Source organism: Nocardiopsis sp. NPDC006198 (genome assembly GCF_040613895.1).
GTDB lineage: Bacteria > Actinomycetota > Actinomycetes > Streptosporangiales > Streptosporangiaceae > Nocardiopsis > Nocardiopsis tropica.
On record NZ_JBEXSY010000004.1, the window covers coordinates 1 to 17198 of the forward strand.

Annotated in this window: 15 protein-coding genes and 1 pseudogene; 8 read left to right on the plus strand and 8 right to left on the minus strand. The window is 75.6% G+C overall.

All coding sequences use genetic code 11. The features are described from left to right. Nucleotides 1-98: pseudogene (locus tag ABZ234_RS04245) on the minus strand (glycosyltransferase family 2 protein); the annotation flags it as partial. Between the two features lie 53 nt (nt 99-151). Here ABZ234_RS04245 and ABZ234_RS04250 point away from each other — a divergent pair. The 4 genes from ABZ234_RS04250 (at nt 152) to ABZ234_RS04265 (ending at nt 5311) form a co-directional block, all read left to right on the plus strand. Beyond that, entirely contained in the window at nt 152-772 is a 621-nt protein-coding gene (locus tag ABZ234_RS04250; RefSeq protein WP_267947673.1) for a YigZ family protein, read from the plus strand. A gap of 116 nt (nt 773-888) precedes the next feature. Further along, nucleotides 889-2394: a PQQ-binding-like beta-propeller repeat protein gene (locus ABZ234_RS04255; protein WP_355010999.1), complete on the plus strand. Its 1506-nt coding sequence runs from the start codon at nt 889-891 to the stop codon at nt 2392-2394. 272 nt (nt 2395-2666) lie between these two features. Continuing rightward, entirely contained in the window at nt 2667-4877 is a 2211-nt protein-coding gene (locus ABZ234_RS04260; protein ID WP_355011000.1) for a fibronectin type III domain-containing protein, read from the plus strand. Further along, a complete protein-coding gene (locus tag ABZ234_RS04265) occupies nt 4874-5311 on the plus strand; it encodes a spore-associated protein (RefSeq protein WP_355011001.1) in 438 nt (145 codons plus the stop codon). Before ABZ234_RS04260 ends, ABZ234_RS04265 begins: the two co-directional genes overlap by 4 nt. Before the next feature lie 49 nt (nt 5312-5360). Here the strand turns inward: ABZ234_RS04265 and ABZ234_RS04270 are convergent, their stop codons facing one another. The 7 genes from ABZ234_RS04270 to ABZ234_RS04300 form a co-directional block, all read right to left on the minus strand. Then, nucleotides 5361-7277, minus strand: coding sequence for a protein kinase (locus ABZ234_RS04270; RefSeq protein ID WP_355011002.1), 1917 nt, complete (start codon nt 7275-7277; stop codon nt 5361-5363). A gap of 48 nt (nt 7278-7325) precedes the next feature. Further along, on the minus strand, nt 7326-9593 hold the full coding sequence (locus ABZ234_RS04275; protein ID WP_355011003.1) for a transglutaminase-like domain-containing protein: 2268 nt from the start codon (nt 9591-9593) through the stop codon (nt 7326-7328). Further along, nucleotides 9581-10708 carry a DUF58 domain-containing protein gene (locus ABZ234_RS04280; RefSeq protein ID WP_355011004.1) on the minus strand — a complete coding sequence of 376 codons (1128 nt, stop codon included), beginning with the start codon at nt 10706-10708 and terminating at the stop codon, nt 9581-9583. The genes ABZ234_RS04275 and ABZ234_RS04280 overlap by 13 nt, the downstream gene beginning before the upstream one ends. Continuing rightward, nucleotides 10708-11721, minus strand: a complete 1014-nt coding sequence (locus ABZ234_RS04285; RefSeq protein WP_355011005.1) for a MoxR family ATPase — start codon at nt 11719-11721, stop codon at nt 10708-10710. Before ABZ234_RS04285 ends, ABZ234_RS04280 begins: the two co-directional genes overlap by 1 nt. A 195-nt stretch (nt 11722-11916) precedes the next feature. Beyond that, nucleotides 11917-12318: a hypothetical protein gene (locus tag ABZ234_RS04290; RefSeq protein ID WP_355011006.1), complete on the minus strand. Its 402-nt coding sequence runs from the start codon at nt 12316-12318 to the stop codon at nt 11917-11919. 46 nt (nt 12319-12364) lie between these two features. Next, nucleotides 12365-13831 carry a C40 family peptidase gene (locus ABZ234_RS04295; protein WP_355011007.1) on the minus strand — a complete coding sequence of 489 codons (1467 nt, stop codon included), beginning with the start codon at nt 13829-13831 and terminating at the stop codon, nt 12365-12367. Further along, the gene (locus tag ABZ234_RS04300; protein ID WP_355011008.1) at nt 13828-14448 is read right to left on the minus strand and encodes a hypothetical protein; all 621 of its coding nucleotides are present in this window, start codon (nt 14446-14448) and stop codon (nt 13828-13830) included. Before ABZ234_RS04300 ends, ABZ234_RS04295 begins: the two co-directional genes overlap by 4 nt. A 601-nt stretch (nt 14449-15049) precedes the next feature. Between ABZ234_RS04300 and ABZ234_RS04305 the strand changes: the two genes are divergently transcribed. From ABZ234_RS04305 to ABZ234_RS04320, 4 genes are read left to right on the plus strand one after another with little or no spacing between them, the layout of a single operon-like run. Further along, nucleotides 15050-15583 (plus strand): hypothetical protein, encoded by a 534-nt coding sequence (locus ABZ234_RS04305; protein ID WP_355011009.1) that lies wholly within the window; start codon nt 15050-15052, stop codon nt 15581-15583. 16 nt (nt 15584-15599) lie between these two features. Continuing rightward, entirely contained in the window at nt 15600-15935 is a 336-nt protein-coding gene (locus ABZ234_RS04310) for a hypothetical protein (RefSeq protein ID WP_344185299.1), read from the plus strand. A 2-nt stretch (nt 15936-15937) separates the two neighbouring features. Continuing rightward, nucleotides 15938-16279 (plus strand): hypothetical protein, encoded by a 342-nt coding sequence (locus ABZ234_RS04315; RefSeq protein WP_344185298.1) that lies wholly within the window; start codon nt 15938-15940, stop codon nt 16277-16279. 35 nt (nt 16280-16314) lie between these two features. Continuing rightward, nucleotides 16315-17154 (plus strand): hypothetical protein, encoded by an 840-nt coding sequence (locus ABZ234_RS04320; protein ID WP_355011010.1) that lies wholly within the window; start codon nt 16315-16317, stop codon nt 17152-17154. Nucleotides 17155-17198 lie beyond the last annotated feature (44 nt).

Below are 17198 nucleotides of genomic sequence, written 5' to 3' on the forward strand. Positions count from 1 at the left end.
GTGGCCCGGCTGACCCCGCCCCGGGCGAGGCGCACCACGAAACCGTGGCCGCCCAGGCGCATGCGGGTGGCGGGGAAGAGCGCGATGGTCATGTCAGCCGCGGCGGGATGGGACACTGGTCGCAGACCACGACCCCTGCCGAACAGGCGACATGCGAACGATCAGACGCGGCGGCGAGCACGAGCTGGAGATCAAGAGGTCCCGGTTCGTCTGCGCCCTGGCCAGAGCGGACGGCGAGGACGCCGCCCGCGCCTTCATCGCCGAGCGGCGCAAGGAGCACTGGAACGCCTCCCACAACTGCACCGCGTACGTGCTCGGCGAGGACGGCGGCGTGCAGCGCTCCAGCGACGACGGCGAACCCGCGGGCACCGCGGGCGTGCCCATGCTGGAGGTGCTCCGCCACCGCGGGCTCACCGACACCGTGGCCGTGGTCACCCGCTACTTCGGCGGGACCAAGCTCGGCGCCGGGGGGCTCATCCGGGCCTACGGCGGCGCCGTGTCCGCCGCGGTGGACCGGGTGGGGGTCCTGGAACGCCGGCGCCTCCTCCTCGTGGACGTGTTCGCCGACTACGTGCTCGGCGGACGGCTGGAGAGCGACCTGCGCGACTCGTCGCTGACCGTGCGCGGGGTCGCCTACGAGGACCGGGTCCGCATCGAGGTGGCCCTCCCCGAATCCGACCTGGACGGCTTCGGGCTCCGCCTGGCCGAGATGACCGGGGGCCGGGCCGAGTTCGAGGTGAGAGGCGCCACCGTCGTCGAGGTCGAGCCCTGATCCCGCCGGACGCCACGTTCACGTGGCTGTAACAGTGGCGGTCCACGTGTATCGGCGGACGACGGGGCAGCTTAGGATTTGCCGTATACGTCGTCGTTCCCGGGGAGAAACCGTCCATGCGCAGCTCACGGGTGCCCCAGGCCCTCACCTGCGGCCTCGCGGCGCTGCTGGCGGCCGGCTGCACCGGCGACCCGGAACCTCCCGCGCCCTCCCCCGAGGCGGAACCCGCCCCGCTCCCGACCTCGTTCGCGGGTGAGGCGCCGCCCGGGGTCGAGGGCGAGGTCCTGCGGTACCTGCACGGCGACTCCGCGCAGGCCCACGACATCCTCGACGACCCCCTCGGCGTGCGGATCAGCCCGGTCGGCGAGTCCTTCCTCATCAGCTCCGGCGGCGAGGACCGCCACCTCCTGCACGACGCCGCGACCGGCGACACCCTGTGGGAGGGCGAGGCGCGCTTCCGCGGCTTCGACTCCGCCGCCGACGGCGCCCGGGTCCTGTCGATGGCGGACGCCGACGGGGTCCCGTTCGTCCTGGACTCCCGGGGCGAACCGGTGTGGGAGCCGCAGGAGGAGGGCGACGCCTACCTCGACGGACTGGCGGTGCGGCGCCCCGAGGGGTGGAGCGCGGAGGAGCCCCACGGGGAGTTCACGCTGCTCGACGCCGACGGCGGCGAGCTGTGGTCGTACGAGTTCGCCGAACCGGAGGAGTCCGAGGGGTCCGAGGAGCCGGAGGAGCCTGCCGAGGGCGGGGACGGCGCCGACGGGGACGGTGGCGCGGGGGAACCCTCGCTGGGCGTGCCCGTGGCCGCCCGCGGCGACATGGTGGTGCTCGCGTCCGGCGGCCCCTCGCTCCAGGCGCGCTCCGTGGCCGCCGACACGGCGGGCGAGGAGCTGTGGACGGTCGACGGGGAGGACGCCGGCCTGGACTCCTCCGGGCCCGTCCTCCCGCCGCAGGTGATGGGCGTCTACCCGCTGCCCGGCCCGGAGGAGGGCGGCGGGGCCGACCCCGCGGACGGCGGGGCGGACGGGGCCGGGGACGGGGAAGCCCGGGAGGGGGACGGCGCGGACGAGGCGGTCGTGCTCCTGCGCTGGGCCCAGCCCGAGGCCCCTTCGACGCTCTCCGCCCACGACCCCACCACCGGGGACCTGCTGTGGACCCTGGAGGAGCCGGGCGCCAACCCCACCGCGGGCGCGTTCGACCCGGCCGGAACCGTCGGCAACCTGTACGACGCCTCCACCGGCGTCCTCCTGCTGCCCCAGGCGAGCGGGGAGGCCACGACGGTCGCCGTCGACCTCGCCGGGGGAGAGGTCCTCTGGGGGCTGGAGGAGGAGGCCGGATCGATCTCCCCCGCCTTCGCCTTCGACGGCCTCGTCTACGGCGACTCCCGGGGCAGCACCGGCGCGGACGAGCAGCTGGTGCTCGACGCCGTCACCATGGACGTGGTGGGCGACGACCTGTCGGCGTACGTGGAGGCGGTCACCGAGGACGGGTACGCGATCCTCGTCCACGACCGGCAGCGCTTCGTGTACGGCCCGCCGCCGGAGGAGGGCCCCTCGGAGGCGCCGGCGGACGACCCGGAGCGGGGCGGCGACCCGTCCGGGTCCCCCGGCGACGGGGGCTGACCGGGCCGGGCGCACCGGCCGGAGGGGAGGGGCGCGTGCGGCAGGAGGCCGCCCGCAGGAGCGCGTCCCGGGGACGCGCGCCCGGGAGGGGCTCCGGCACCGGTGACCGTACAGAACACCACAGAACGACATTGACTGTCCTGTCGGTGCCCTGGTAGACATTCTGTGCCTTCATCCTCTCCCCGGCCCCTGAACCGCGCCGAACCCCCCGTCGACGCTCCGGCCCCCGCCGGCCGACGGGATGGTGAGCCACTCGCAAACGGGAGCCAAGCATGGTGGACCCCTCCTCCGACCCGGCGCCGCCGGCTCCCCGCCCCGCCCCCCTGCGGCGCTGGGCGCGGGCGGTCGGCGAGCGCACCCGCTCCCACGCCTCCGGGATCACCGTCACGCTCCTGGCGGCGGCCGTCGTCAGCTCCGTCCTCGGGACCGGCGCCGTCGGACGCGCCGACGAGATGTCCGACGGCACCGTCTGGCTGTGGACGAGCCCCGTCGGCGAGGCCGTGCGGGTCAACGGGAACAACGCCGCGGTCGACCTCGTGGCGTCCCTGCCCGAGGCCGCCGGCGTGGACGTCCAGGTCGTCCAGAACGACGAGTACCTCCTGCTCTACGACCCCGCCACCGGCAAGGTGACCTCGGTCGACCTCCGGCGCATGGGGTACTCCGGCGTGCTGGAGCTCGGGAGCGGGGGCGACTTCGGACTCGTCCTGGGGGAGGAGACCGCGGCGGTGATCGACCGCGCCACGGGCGAGGTCAAGGCCGTCGATCCGGCCACCCTCCAACCCACCGGGGCCACGCTCAACGTCCCGGCGCCCCTGACCGGCGGCGCGTTCGACGACTCCGACACCCTCTGGCTCGGCGTGCCCACGCAGGGCACGGCCGTCGGCGTGCGGATCCAGGGCGAGGACGCCGCCATCACGGAGACGCTGGCGGTGGCGGAGCCCGGGACCGGGATCGCCATGACCGTCCTCGACGACGGCGCCCTCGTGACCGACCCCGGGGGAGGGCGGGTGGTGGCCGTGCGCGGCGACGGCGACCCCGTGGTCACGGACGTCCCCGTGGAGCTGGAGGGCGCCGAGATGCCCGTCCGCACCCACGGCGACGTCGTCGCCGTGACGCTCCCCGGGACCGGCGAGGTCCTCACCGTCACCGACCCGGCCGGATCCGCCGGGATCGGGCACTTCCCGGCGGGCGACGGCGGGGGCACGGCGACCGCCTACGAGGGCCGCGTCTACGTGCCGTTCCCCGAGGAGGGGACGGTCCGCGTGTTCGACGCGCAGGGCGCCGAGCTCAACCCCGTCTCCCTGCCCGGGGCCGAGGGCCCCCTGGAGCTGGAGGTACGGGAAGGGCGCCTGTACATCAACTCCCCCCACACCGGGGTGGCCGCGATCGTCGACCCGGACGGCGGGGCGACCGTCGTCGACAAGGCCGATCCGCCGCCCGGCCCGGGCGACGCGGACGGCGGGGCCCCCGCACCGCAGCCCCTGCCGGGCGGGAACGTGGGGGAACAGCCAAAGACCGGAGGCGCCGCCCCCGACCCGGGCGCCGGGACCCCGGCTTCCGAGGAGCCGTCCGCGCCCGAGTCGGAGCCCGCCCCCGCGGGGGCGGACGAGCCGGACCCCGCTCCGGACGGGGAACCCGACGCCGGGGAGGCGCCCGGCGCGCCCACGCCCGTGTCCGTCACCGCCGGGGACGGCTCCGCGTTCCTGAGCTGGCCCGAGGCCTACTCGCCGGACGCGCCCGTGGACGAGTACCGGATCACCTGGGAGGGCGGCAGGGTCACCGTCGGCGGGGAGGAGCTGGAGGCCGAGGTGACCGGCCTCGCCAACGGAACCACCTACCGGTTCATGGTCCGCGCGGTGAACTCCCACGGCACCGGCCCGGCCGCCCAGACCTCCGAGATCGTGCCGGGCCCGCAGGCCCCGGACGCCCCGGCCGACGTGACGGCCACGGCGTCGGGCAGCGGCACGGCCACCGTCTCCTGGAGCGCGGTCGAGGGCGCCAACGACTACCTGGTCGCCACCAGGGCCGAATCCGGCGAGAACCCCAGCGACCGCACCTCGGGCCAGACGTCCGTGGACGTCGCGGGCCTCTCGCCCGGCGAGACCTACACGTTCACGGTCACCGCCCGCACGGAGGGCATGGTGAGCGGGGGGTCGACCGACAGCGCCCCGCTCACGATGCCCGAGGTGCGGCTGGGCGCCCCGTCCGGCGTCTCGCACACGGTCTCCGGCGACAACGTGACCGTGACCTGGGCCCAGGTCGACGGCGCGGCCGAGTACACGATCACGCCGCGCGGCGACGGGGGGCTCGGGGCCGTGACGGTGACCGGGTCCTCCGCCGGGGGCGGGCAGCTCTCCCACACCCTCGGGCGCGGGGGGACGGGACGCTGCTACTCCTTCACCGTGGTCGCCGTGGGGGCGGACGGGACCGCAGCCGATTCGAGTACCAGCAGCCAGTCCAGGTGCGAACAGGAGTTCAGATGAGCCTCCGCCGGAAGCGGGCCCGCCGGACCTGGGCGGGCGCGGCGGTCGTGGCCGCCGCGGTCCTGGTGATGTCCTCGGCCACCGTTGCCCAGGGGGCCGACCCCATGGCGCTGTGCAACGCGGCCACCCCCGAGGGCGCGCTGGAGTACACACAGAACGCCGAGGGGTGGCCCCAGCCCCTGCCCAACGGGCAGGGCGACGTCTACCTCTACTACGAGGGCGCGACCGGGTACAACTGCGCCGTGACCGTCAGCAACAGCGGCTACGCGGACGTCGGGCTCAGGCGCTCGGACGGCGCGGGCGGCGCGAACTGGAGAACGGGTAACGGGACCTCCGGAGCGGCCATCGTCCAGGCGAAGAACGTGTGCGTCGACGTGTCGGGGGCCGCCGGGGACCGGTCGAACACCTGGTTCGGAACCAACTGCGGCGCCTGACAGGGCCGGGGCCCGGACCCCGGCGCGCCCGCTCCCGCGGGCCGTCCGGTCACCCCGCTCCGCGCTCCGTGCACGCCTCCTCCGAGGGGGCGACCTCGTCCGCGCTCAGCACGGCGATGACGACGAAGCAGTACTCCCCGGCGGCGTCGAGGCCGGTCACCCGCGCCTCCGCCGCGCCGGGCCCCGCCTCCGCGAGCGCCGTGTAGGCCCCGCCCGCCGGGCCGCCCACCACGTGGTGCGGCGTGCCCTCCCCGGCGTTGTCCGTCCACGTGAGGACCACGGCGCCGCCGGAGTCCTCCACCTCCACGCCCGTGGGGGCCGACTCCCGGGAGACGGCGGCGTGCGGGGCCGAGAAGGGGTCCACCGGGGCGGGGGCCGGGTCCGCCCCGGGCTCCACCAGTCCGACGGAGGCCAGGAGCGCGGCGACCGGCCCCGGGTACACGAAGGCCGCCAGCCCCAGGGCGATGACGACGACCGCCGTCGCGGACACGGCCACCTGGACGCGGCGGAGCCACCGCGACCGCGTCTCCCCGGCGTCGCGGGCCCCCGGCGGGGGCACGGGGCCGCGGTCCGCGGCCGGTCCGCCGGTGGCGGGCCCGAACGGCGCCTGCGCGGCGGGGGCCGCGTACGGCGTGCCCGCCCCGAACGCCGGGGCGGGCGGCGCAGGCGGCGGTGCGGGAGCGGCACGGGGCGGTTCCCACTCCACGAGCCCCTGCCAGGGGTCGGCGGTGTCGTCGCCCGCGGGCGGGGCGGGGGCGGTGCGGGAAGCCGTTCCCGGGGCGCGCGGGCCTGAGGGGGCCGGGTCGTCGGCGGGCGGGTGGTCGGGGAGCACGGGCACGGCGTGCTCCCGGGCCGTCGGAGCCGCACCGTCCTCCCGGAAGGCGTCAGGGTCCCCCGACGGGTGCGCGGGCCTCTCCCGTGCCGTAGCGGCGGTGCCCGCGGTCGGCGCGCCCTGTCCTGCGGACCGTCCGGTTCCGGCAGACGGTTGCGGCGGGACGTCCTCCGCCGGTGTGCCCGCGCCCTCCGGGGCGGACCCGGGCCAGGGGGCGGCCGGCGGCGGGTCCGCCCCGGGAGGCGAGGGAGGCGGCACCGGCCCGGGCGCGTCCGGGACGCCGCCGTGCGCCGGAGCCGGGGCGGCGACGGCCGCCCCCGCAGCCCCGCCGCCGTCCGGGGCCAGGGCCGCGGCGAAGCCCTCCGCGTCGGCGTAGCGGTTCCCGGGGTCCCGGTCGAGCGCCCGTGCGAGGGCCGCGACCAGCGGGGCGGGCAGGCCGGGGCGCGGCGGTCCCGGGGCCCCGCCGCCGAGCACGCGCTCCCGGTAGCCGAAGGGGTCGGCGGCGGCCTCCGCCCCGTCACCGAACGGGGGCCGTCCCGCCAGCAGCTCCCACAGGGTGGCGGCCAGTCGGTAGACGTCGGAGGCGGCGGTCGGCGGTCCGCCCCGGACCGCCTCCGGCGGGGCGTGGAGCAGCGCGCCGGTACGCGGCCCGGCCGGCGGCGGGAGGGAGCCCCCGGGCAGCGTCGCGCCCGCGGCCGTGAGGACGGCGCCGCCCTCTCCCGCCAGCACGTTGGACGGCTCCACGGCGTGGTGGAGCAGGCCGAGCGCGTGCACGCCCGCCAGCGCGCCGGCCACGTCCAGGCCGACGCGCACGACCTCGTCCACCGGGAGCGGGTGGCGGTCCGCCAGGACCCGGCCGTAGTCCCCGCCCGCGTGGAGCTCCATGGCCACGAACGGGCGCCCCGTCGTGGTCGAGCCGTGGCCGAGGACCCGCACCACCCCCGGCACGCCGGACAGCCGGCGCAGGCGCTCGGACTCGGCCCCGCCGTCCGGGCCCCGCAGGACCTTGACGGCGACCGGGTCGCCGCCCGCGTCCGGGACGGCCCGGTAGACGGTCGAGGAGGCGCCGCGGTGCAGCACCTCCAGGGAGTGGAACCCCGGGACGAGGCTGGCGCCGGACCCCGTACTACTCATGGAACGCCCCTTCCCCGCCGTGCGGCGGGCGACGGTCGGAGACGGGCGTCACGGCGCCCGCCAGAACAGGGGACGGGGATCGAACCACCAGGCCAGCCTCCTGCCGCGGCCGAGCGTGCGCCGCAGCGCGCGGGACTGGCGGCGGACCCCGTCGGTGATGTGCGCGGCCTCCGTCGCGGAGACCCCGGCGCCCGGGGCGAAGCCGACCCGGTTGACCGCCCCCGCGAGGCGCCGCAGGTCGACCCGGGCCCACTCCCGCCCCTCCTCGGGCAGGAGGGCCTGGACGAGCGCCACGGTGTCGCCGACGGTGTGGCCCGGCGGCGGAGGGGCGCCCGCGCACTGGCGCAGGTGGTCGCACAGCTCCCGCCAGGCGCCCAGCACGCGCCGCTCCGGGGCGCCCGGCCTCAGCCGCCACCGGCTCCGCGCCAGCCGCAGCGCCGGAACGGCGGCCGCGGTGGCGAGCAGCAGACCCCCCGCGGTCAGGAAGGGCCACAGCGGCGCCGCCCCGGGCTCCCTCTCCGGCGGTGCGCCGGGGCCTGTGTCGTCGTCCGCGCCGTTCGCGTCGTCCGCCTCCTCGGGGGCCTCCGCCTCCGCCGCGCCGGAGGAGGCCTCCTCGGCCCCGTCCCCGCCCTCCTCCCCCGGGGTGACGGAGAACGGCACCCATCCGACGCCGTTGAAGTAGACCTCGCCCCACGCCAGCGCGTCACCGGTCGTCACCGTGCGCACGCCGTCCCCCTCGTCGGCGCCGGAGCCGAACCCCACGACGACGCGGCTCGGCAGGCCCGCCGCGCGGGCGAGCATGGCGAAGGCGCTCGCGAACTGCTCGGAGGTCCCGCCGCCGCCCTGCTGCCCCGGCGGGGCCAGCATGTCCGCGACGTTGGCGTAGCCGTGGCCGCCGGGGGTCTGCGCCGAGAAGTAGTGGGACTCCCGCAGGTACTCCGAGAGGAGGACGGCGCGCTCGTACGGCGACCCCTGCCCGGCGACGGCCGCCGCCACGTCGTTCAGGACCGGCGGCGCCCCCGGGGGCAGCTCGCGGTAGCGGTCGAAGACCGCGTCGGCCGGAACGGACGCGTCCGCGAGTTCGGCCGCCCTCCAGTCCGCCACGTCGCCGGCGACCTCGTAGCGCGCGCCCGCGATGCCGCCGTCCGCGCTCACCACCGTCCCCGAGACGGCGTCGTAGCCCAGGGGCTGGAGCCCGACCCGCCGCGGAACCCCGACGACCGGCGCCCAGCCGCCCGGAAGGTCGTCGCCGACGGAGATCTCCGCGCGGACGCCGGTGGCGTGCGGGGGCGGCGGCACCGGGTCGGGGAGCACCTCCCCGGCGGCGCGGTAGCCGCCCTCGGGCAGCCACGTGGTCCCGGTGAACTCCGCGAGGGCGACCCACCGCAGGTCCACCGGCTCCTCGGAGCGCACTGTGAGCAGCGGGTCGTCCGGTTCGGCGGCCCAGGCCGCGAGGTAGCCGAGCGGGTTGAGGGCGGCCTCCGGCGCGAGGGGCGGGCGCACGGCCTCGCGCGGGTCGCCCGGGGCCGCCTCCCAGGAGGAGAGGAGGACGGGACCGCCGAACACCGTGGCGGCGGCCGCCAGCGCCGCCGCGACCGCGGTCACCAGGATCCGACCGAGCCGTCCGAGGGTCTGTGTCTCCGGTGCGTCGACCTCGATCCGCAGGTCCTCCGACCCGGCGCGCCCCCGCGCGGCCGTCCGGCCGTCGGAGGACGCCGCCATGAGCAGGACCGCGGCGACCGCGACCAGGCCGATGGAGGGGAACCCCGGCGGCGCCACCGGGCCGTTCAGGACGACGGCGCCGACGAGCGCCAGGAGGCCGGGGAGGACGGCCAGCGCGGGCCGCGTCCCCTGCCAGAGCAGCACCGAGGCCACACCGGTGATCCACGTGGCCAGGAGCGGCAGCGTCAGGGTGTCCGCGTTCAGGGGGGTGGGCGCCGCACTCGTCAGGATGCGCGCCCCGGAGTGGAGGAGGGCCTCCACCGTCCCTCCCAGCACGCCCGTCCCCTGGCCGGGCATCCGGGCCGCGCACACCACCACGCCCGCCAGGGGCAGGGGGAGACCGACGAGGATCCCGGCGAGCGGGGACAGCCGGGCCCGCGCCGCCAGGGTCACGGCGACGGAGAGCAGGGCGCAGAGCGGCAGCACCGCGTAGACCGGCGCCGGGTCGGCGTAACCGGGCGCGAGGGCGACGCCCCCCGCCGCGGCGGCCATGACCAGCCCGACGGGGGCCAGGACGGCGCGGAGCGGAGTGCCGGGCCCCCGACCGGGGGCGGGCGCGGTCTCCGGGGGGCGCGGCGGGGTCAGCGTGGCCATGACGTCTCGTTCCAGCGTTCGACGAACCCCGCCGCGTCGCCGGCGGCGAGCAGGGTGACCGGAGCGGGGGCGCTCGGCCGGTCCTCCGTGCCGACGGTCACGGCGACCAGGGCCGAGTAGTGGTGTCCGAGCTCTCCGAAGGACCGCAGGTCGGTGGTGGTGAGCGCGCCGCTCACCAGGACGGCCGTGTCCCCGGAGGGCCGGGTCCGGGCCAGGCGGAGGGCCTGCGGGAGGTCGGCGTCCGGCGTCGGACGCGCCTCGGCCAGGAGGTCGAGCAGCGGGGGGAGCCCTCCGGAGCTGTCGCGCCCCCGACCGCTCACCAGGCTCACCTCGCAGTGGAGCGACGCCTGTACCCCGGTCGCCAGCACCGAGGCGGCCGCGCTCGCCACCTCGTCCAGCCGGTCCTCGCCCCCGGCCGTGGGCCGGTCGTCGACGATGACGTGGAGGCGCGGCTGCGAGGTGTCGATGTACTCGCGCACGACGAGCTTGTCCAGCCGCGCGGAGCTGCGCCAGTGGACCAGCCGCAGGTCGTCGCCGGGCACGTAGTCGCGCAGCGAGTGGAAGGTCTGCGCGCCCGCCGGGGCGCCGTCGGCCGTGCCCTCCGGGTCGGCCACCCGGCCGACCGGGACGGTGCGCAGGCGCTCCCACCGGGGATGGACCCACACCCGGTCGGCGCCGCCGGACTCCCGGTACACCGCGGCGAGCCCCAGCGGGTCCGCGCGCCCGACCCGGAGGGGGCCGAGGGAGACCACCCCGCGCCGGGCCGCCAGGACGCGGTACTCGGCCCCGCCCGCGGCACGCGCTCCCAGGGACGGCAGCCGCACCGGCCGCTCGCCCCCGTGACCGCGCACGGGCTCGACCACGCTGACGGAGCGCCGGCCGGGGTTGCGCATCTCCAGGCGCACCCGCAGGGCGGACCCCGGCGAGGTGCGCGGGGAGGGGAGCGAGCGCCGGACCGCCACGGCGGCCGGACGCCCCACCGCGAGCGACGCCGCGGCGACCGCGGTCACGGCCACGCCGCCGAGCAGCGCCAGTTCCTGGTACTGGGACACCACGCCCACCGCGAGGAGGACCAGGCCCGCCCCGGCGACGAGCCACCCCCGGACGGTCGGCATCAGCGGACCGCCGGGACCCCGGCCGCGCCCGGGGACGGCACGGGGGTCTCACGGAGGATCCCGTCCAGGACGTCGGCCCCGGTGCGCCCGCCGACCGAGGCCTCCGGGGACAGCACCAGGCGGTGGGCCCAGACCGGCTGGGCCAGGAGCTTGACGTCCTCGGGCTCCACGAAGGGCCGGCCCGAGACGAGCGCGAGCATCCGGGCCGTCCTCGCCATGGCCACCGTCGACCTGGTCGACAGGCCCACGCTCAGCTCCCGGTGGTCGCGTGTGGCGTGGGCGACCCGGAGCACGTACTCGTAGACGGAGTCGTGGACGAACACCCGCCGGGCGTCGCGCCTCATGGCGGCCATCCGCTCGGCGTCGACGGTCGGCTCCAGGTCCTCGGGGGTGACGAGCCGGTCGCCCCGGATGATCGCGAGCTCGGACGCCGGGTCGGCGTAGCCGAGGGTGAGGCGCATCAGGAACCGGTCCAGCTGGGCCTCGGGCAGGCGGTACGTGCCCGACATCTCCACGGGGTTCTGCGTCGCCACGACGAGGAAGGGGGAGGGGACGCCGTGCCGGACGCCGTCCACGGTGACCGCCCGCTCCTCCATGACCTCCAGCAGGGCCGACTGGGTCTTGGGCGAGGCCCGGTTGATCTCGTCGGCGATGACGACGTTGGCGAACACGGGACCGGGACGGAACTCGAACTCGCGGGTCCCCTGGTGGAAGATCGTGACGCCGCTGATGTCGGAGGGCAGGAGGTCCGGGGTGAACTGGATGCGCCGCCAGTCGCCGTTCGCGCTCGCGGCGATGGCGCGCGCCAGGGTGGTCTTCCCGGTGCCGGGGACGTCCTCCAGCAGGATGTGGCCCTGGGTGAGCATCGCGACCAGGGCCAGGCGTACGACGTCGGACTTGCCCAGGACCGCGGCCTCGACGGAGGCGGCGATGCCGTCGAACTCGTCGGCGCGGATGACCGCGTCGTCGGAGGACAGGGGGGCGTCCGAGGGGGGAGAGACGTGGGTGTTCATGGAGAGGGCGTCTTTCCGCGTGAAGTGCTGGGGGTGGAGCGCCGCCGCCGTTCACGGCGGCGGGGAGGCGTGTCGGAGGGAGCACTCGGGGCAGGCGCTCACCGGCGTGAAGATAGCGCGATCGCGGCTGAACCGCACGAACCGGTACGGATGGGACGGACCGCTCCCGGGGGAGCGGTCCGGGGGAGGGCGGCGTCAGGCATGGAGCGGTGTGGCGCCCCTGCCCTTTCCCCTCAGCATCGGTCCGGACATGCCGTAGCTCTGCCCGGAGCCCGCGGTCTCGAAGGCTCCCGCCAGGGCGGAGAGCAGGCCGGTGGCGCCGCCCACCGCGGCGCCGGCCGCGCCCATGACGCCCGAGGCGGCGCCCATGGCCAGGCCGCCGAGGGCTCCGAGGCCCTGGACCCCGGCCTTCGCCCCCAACTTGAGGGCGCCGAGGGAGAAGGCCCCGGCGCCCTTGGCGGCCCCCGTCATCAGGCCCTTCCAGCCGCCCCTTCCGGCGAGCCAGGCCCCGCCACGGGAGGCGACGGCGCCGCCGAGCCTCTGTGCCCCTGCACGCAGGGCTGCGCCTCCGAGGGCGACGACGACAGGTGCGACCATGGTGGATCATCCTCTCGATGGGTTCGTGGAACGCGGGGACGGGCCGTCACGCCGCGAAGCTGTCCTCGCCGCCCGAGGAGTCGGGGCTGATCCGGACCGCCCCCACGAAGGAGGAGCGGTAGTACCCGGAGTCGATCGACACCTCCTCGATCGGCTTGCTCGGGTTCGCGGCGTGGATCATGCGGCCTCCGCCGGAGTAGATGCCGACGTGCGACGGGCTCGCGTACCTCGGACTGGTGTGGAAGAGGAGGAGGTCGCCGGGCTGGAGGACGGAGATGTCCAGGTCCCCCTCCAGGACGCGCCGGGCCGTCCCTCCCCGGTACTCGGCGTTGCCCGGATCCCACTGCGTCGTCGTCACCCAGGGGATCGTCACCCCCGCCGCGCGCCAGGCGGCCTGGGTGAGCCCCGAGCAGTCGTAGGAGTCGGGCCCCCGGGCGCCCCACACGTAGGGCTTGCCGATCTGCTGTCTGGCGAACTCCACCGCGGTGCGGTGCTCCTCGCCGACGTCGCCCAGGAACGCGGCCCGGGACGCGTTGCCGCCCTGCTCCTCGCAGTCCCGCCCCTGTCCCGGGGTCGAGGAGGCCTGTTGGAGCTCGAGGGACGGGGACGTCGGGGCGAGGCCGGAGCCGCTGTAGTACTCGGCCACCTCCAGCACCTGCGCGACGTACCACCGGGCGGGGTTGTGCTTGTAGACCGTGCACTCGATCGGGGTCAGGTCCGCCCGCCCGCTCCCGCAGACGGAGCCCGACCCCCTCTTCTCCGCCTGGTCGGCGTAGTAGGCGATCCTGAAGGCCCCCGAGGCGATGTTGTCCCACGGGTCCCAGACGTTGACCATGCCGTCGTCGTTGCCGTCGATCCCGAAGTAGGTCGGGTTGCCCGGCATCTCGCCCACCTCGTAGTGGAAGCGGCGGTCCTCGACCGGCTCCTTCGGCTTCCCGCCCCACGAGTTGCCCGCGCTGCCGAGTCGGCCGCCGACCTGTCCGGTCCGCAGGTCCTGGACGCCGAACTGGACGATCCCGGCGGCGCCGTAGGGGTTGCGCTCACCCTCCCGGAGGCCGGAGTGCCAGTTCGGGTCCGTCGAGACGTACTGGCCGTTCTGGGTCTCGATCGCGCCGATCGCGGCCATGAGCTCCCAGGGCAGGCCGTAGGCCTCGGCCGCCATGCGGTGCGCGCGGAGGACGTTGTCGGGGATGTCGACGCGGACGGACTTCTGCGAGGAACCCGGTTCCCCGTGCGCGCTGATGCTGATCGTCTCGCTCGACGTGTTCGCGGACGCCTGGACGACGCCCCCCGACGAGCCGGCCCCGTCGGCGCTGCTCGGCGCGGCTCCGCCCGCAGGGCCGCACACGGTGGCGGCGTAGGCGATGCCCCCCATGACCGCGAGCGCCGTGACGCCCCCGCCCACGCGCGCGGTCGCGCTGCCCCGGTCCCCGCCGCGTCCCCGCCGGGGGAGGAGGAAGGCGCGGGCCCGATCCCACAGGACCCCGGCGGCGCCGCCGGAGGCGCCCGTCACGCGCCCTCCTCGGCGATGTTCCCGACCGCCGCGTCCTGGAAGGCGTAGACCGTCCAGCCCTCGCCCTCGGGTACCACGGTGACCGCGTACGACGCCGGCTCGGTCCCGCCGTCGTCTCCGGTCTCCGTCATGAACCGCGCCTCCACCTCGACGATGACCGACCCTGAGCCGACGTTGCGGATCGCCGTGGCCGTCGCCTCCGCGGTGACGCGCCGCGGGGTCCCCCGGGAGGCCCCGCTGTTGGGCGTGCTGAGGACGAACTCCTCGACGGCGCCGAAGAAGTCCTCGGAGAGCAGGGGGGAGAGGCGGGCGAGGCGCTCGTCGTCGCTCTCCCCGGGATCGACCTCGCTGTAGGCGGCGACGAAGGCCGCGGCGGTCTCCGCCCCGGCCTCCAGTTCGGCCTCCGAGTACGGCATCAGCGCCATGACGTCGCCGACGGGCTCTCCTCCGCCCCCGTTCCCCCCGGACCCGGTGGACGCCTCCGCCGGGGGCGCCGCCTCGCCGTCGTCCGGACCGGAGAGCAGCTGCTGCGCGAGGACGACCAGGACGACGACCAGGACGGCGAGGATCCCGAACACGATCGTCTTCTCCCGCGAGCCGCCGGCGAAGTCGCTCATGACGGCCACGCTGTTCTGATCATGGGTACCCACCAGTCGTGAGGGCGGACAGATGCACCCATGCGTACAGGGAGCGCACCGGGAGCGCAATGGGGCCTGTGCGACAGGAGGGTCACGAAGGGTGATAATCGATAACGTTTCGGCCGGAGACCTGCGGGTTCTCCCGTGGAAAAAGGTCGAGATCTCCGAGGCGGCGGTGCGCAGCAATGGCATTGATCAAGGCTTATCACGCAGAAGAACGGGTCGGCTCTTTTGCGTTCGTGAAATAAGGTCGACCTCGTTCACTTTCCAGTGTTTCCAATGTCCGGCCGGTCACGCAAAGTAGCAGGAATGAAAACGGTCACTTGATCGGATTCGATTCGGTGCGGTATATATAGCCTGCTGTTCGGCCCCCGAACCCGGTTCGACGGCGCCACCGCATTCTCGCGTCGTCACGCGAAACCCCCCGGTGCGGCGGGACTGCCGGAGGCATCCGAGGGCGGACGACCGCTCCCAGGGCCCCGGACGCCCAGCCCGGCGCGGCGTCCTGGAAGACGGCCGCGCGGGGAGCGCCGACCCCGCCGGGGAGGCGGCGCCTTCACGACACGGACGAGGGGACCACATGGGGAGGCGACAGGCCGGCGGCACGGACCAGGGCGAACCCGCGGGCCCGCCCCTGCCCGACTGGGCCGGGGAGGCCGTCGTGCTCGGCTGCCACGGCGGAGCGGGCACCACCACGCTGCGCGTGCTGCTGAACACCCCCTGGGACCTCGGCGCCTACTCCTCCGACCGCGGCGGTGTCGGCGCCTTCGGACGGCCCCTGGTCCTCGTCTCCCGGAACAGCGTCGCCTCGACGGCCCGCGCCGCCGAGGTCATCAACGTCCTGGAGGCCGACGGCCTCCGGCCCGCGGCGCTGGTGGTCGCGGCGGACGGCTCCGGGCCCGAACCCGCCGAGTCCGCGGCGCGCCTGGGCCTGGTGCGCGACCGGGTCGGCCTCCTCGTCCGCTTCCCGTTCGTCCCGGCCCTGCGCTACGTGGACGCCGTCGAGGCGGACCGGGTGAAACTTCCCGCGAGGGCGAGGCGGGCCCTGGAGCGGGTCAGGAACGCGTGCCTCGCAGCGGCGAGCGAGACCCTGGCGCGCCAGGCCTCAGGGTAAGGAGAACTGGATACGCATGGACGTTCTGAACGCCACCAACGACCTGGTCGCCCACATGGCCGCCGTCCCGATGGACGGCGCCTTCGGCTGGGACACCAACCCGGACCTGCCCGCCTTCGAGGACGGACACGATCCGATCCAGCAGGTGTTCAGCTGGGGCCAGGGCATCATCGTCGTGATCGGCATCATCGGCATCCTCTTCGCCGCGGGCAAGATGGCCATCGGCAAGTTCGGCCGCTCCGACCTCGCCGCCGACGGCGTCGGCGGACTGGTCTGGACGGTCATGGGGATCTCCCTGATGCTCGTCGCCATCCCGGTCATCCTGGCGGTCGCCAACGTCGCGGGCGGCTGACGATGCCGCTGGAACTCCTGTCGGCGGCGGCGGACGCGGCGCACCTGGCCGCGGCCCTTCCCGCGGAGGTGACGTGGGACGTCCGGCCGCGGATGCCGGACTGGGGGGTCGGGGGGACCCAGGACCCCGACGGGGACCCGATCGGGCGGTTCCTCAACATCGCCCAGGGCGTCGTCGTCGTGATCGGGGTCATCGGCATCCTGTACTCGGCCGCGAAGATGGCCGCCGGCAAGCTGGGCCGCTCCGAGGTGGCCGCCGAGGGCGTCGGCGGCGTGGTGTGGACCGTCATGGGCGTCTCGCTGATGCTGGTCGCCGTTTCCGTGGTCACCACGCTCGTCGGGTAGTGGACCGGGTCGTGAGAGGTCGGGGGGAGAGCGGAATGGTGTACGAGCGGATCCTCGCCGCCGACGCGGCGCGGAACCCGGTGGCGATGGCGCAGTTCCAGCAGTCGGGGAACGAGGTGCTGGGATATGTCGCCTGGGCAGGGGCCGTCATCGGCGTCCTCGCGCTGATCATCATCGGCGGGCGCATGATCCACGCCAACTTCACCGGCGACCCCTGGATCGCCGCGCGCGGCATGGCAGAACTCCCCTGGGTGGTCCTCGGGGTCGTTCTGCTGGTCGCGTCCGGAACCCTCGCCGGGACGCTGCTCCAGGGCTCCTACCACGAGACCGAGGACGACCTCGGGTCCCTCATCCAAGGGGTCGCGGCCGAGCAGGGCGAGACCGAGCGGGAGGCGGCCGGTTGCGACGGGGCCCTCCGGGACCCCGGCTCCCAGGAGTTCCTCTGCCCCGACGACGACGGGTGGGACCGGTTGCACGACACCGTTCCGCTGACCGGCGCCGACGACGAGCGCTGCACGCGCGACGGCAAGGCGGACTGCTACGACTACTGCTTCGACCCCGGGTTCCACGACGGGAACACCTACACGCGTTCCCCCTGCACCCCGGACCGGGACGGCATGGACCTCCTGAACGGCGGCGACTGGATCTGGGCCGAGTACCACTGCCCCAACCTGCCCTCGTCCCTGTGGGACCAGAGCGATTCGTGCCCGGACAACCCGGTCGACCACTTCGACGACGTTCCGCGCGAGTACGCCGCCGCGGGGCGCGGTGAGCCCGCCATGCACAAGTACTACATCTGCACCGAATTTCCCGAGTGGGCGAACGGTAACAAGCGCGAGGAACAAGTCGGGGACGATTACTGCAACGTCGGATAGCGCAGTGCCCTGTGCAAGGGAATTCGTTCGGACGACGGAAAAGG

What these genes read in the sequence shown, in the direction of transcription:
- ABZ234_RS04250 (WP_267947673.1), top strand. Translation starts at nt 152, where the DNA reads ATGCGAACGATCAGACGCGGCGGCGAGCACGAGCTGGAGATCAAGAGG.
- ABZ234_RS04255 (WP_355010999.1), top strand. Translation starts at nt 889, where the DNA reads ATGCGCAGCTCACGGGTGCCCCAGGCCCTCACCTGCGGCCTCGCGGCG.
- ABZ234_RS04260 (WP_355011000.1), top strand. Translation starts at nt 2,667, where the DNA reads ATGGTGGACCCCTCCTCCGACCCGGCGCCGCCGGCTCCCCGCCCCGCC.
- ABZ234_RS04265 (WP_355011001.1), top strand. Translation starts at nt 4,874, where the DNA reads ATGAGCCTCCGCCGGAAGCGGGCCCGCCGGACCTGGGCGGGCGCGGCG.
- ABZ234_RS04270 (WP_355011002.1), bottom strand. Translation starts at nt 7,277, where the DNA reads ATGAGTAGTACGGGGTCCGGCGCCAGCCTCGTCCCGGGGTTCCACTCC.
- ABZ234_RS04275 (WP_355011003.1), bottom strand. Translation starts at nt 9,593, where the DNA reads ATGGCCACGCTGACCCCGCCGCGCCCCCCGGAGACCGCGCCCGCCCCC.
- ABZ234_RS04280 (WP_355011004.1), bottom strand. Translation starts at nt 10,708, where the DNA reads ATGCCGACCGTCCGGGGGTGGCTCGTCGCCGGGGCGGGCCTGGTCCTC.
- ABZ234_RS04285 (WP_355011005.1), bottom strand. Translation starts at nt 11,721, where the DNA reads ATGAACACCCACGTCTCTCCCCCCTCGGACGCCCCCCTGTCCTCCGAC.
- ABZ234_RS04290 (WP_355011006.1), bottom strand. Translation starts at nt 12,318, where the DNA reads ATGGTCGCACCTGTCGTCGTCGCCCTCGGAGGCGCAGCCCTGCGTGCA.
- ABZ234_RS04300 (WP_355011008.1), bottom strand. Translation starts at nt 14,448, where the DNA reads ATGAGCGACTTCGCCGGCGGCTCGCGGGAGAAGACGATCGTGTTCGGG.
- ABZ234_RS04305 (WP_355011009.1), top strand. Translation starts at nt 15,050, where the DNA reads ATGGGGAGGCGACAGGCCGGCGGCACGGACCAGGGCGAACCCGCGGGC.
- ABZ234_RS04310 (WP_344185299.1), top strand. Translation starts at nt 15,600, where the DNA reads ATGGACGTTCTGAACGCCACCAACGACCTGGTCGCCCACATGGCCGCC.
- ABZ234_RS04315 (WP_344185298.1), top strand. Translation starts at nt 15,938, where the DNA reads ATGCCGCTGGAACTCCTGTCGGCGGCGGCGGACGCGGCGCACCTGGCC.
- ABZ234_RS04320 (WP_355011010.1), top strand. Translation starts at nt 16,315, where the DNA reads ATGGTGTACGAGCGGATCCTCGCCGCCGACGCGGCGCGGAACCCGGTG.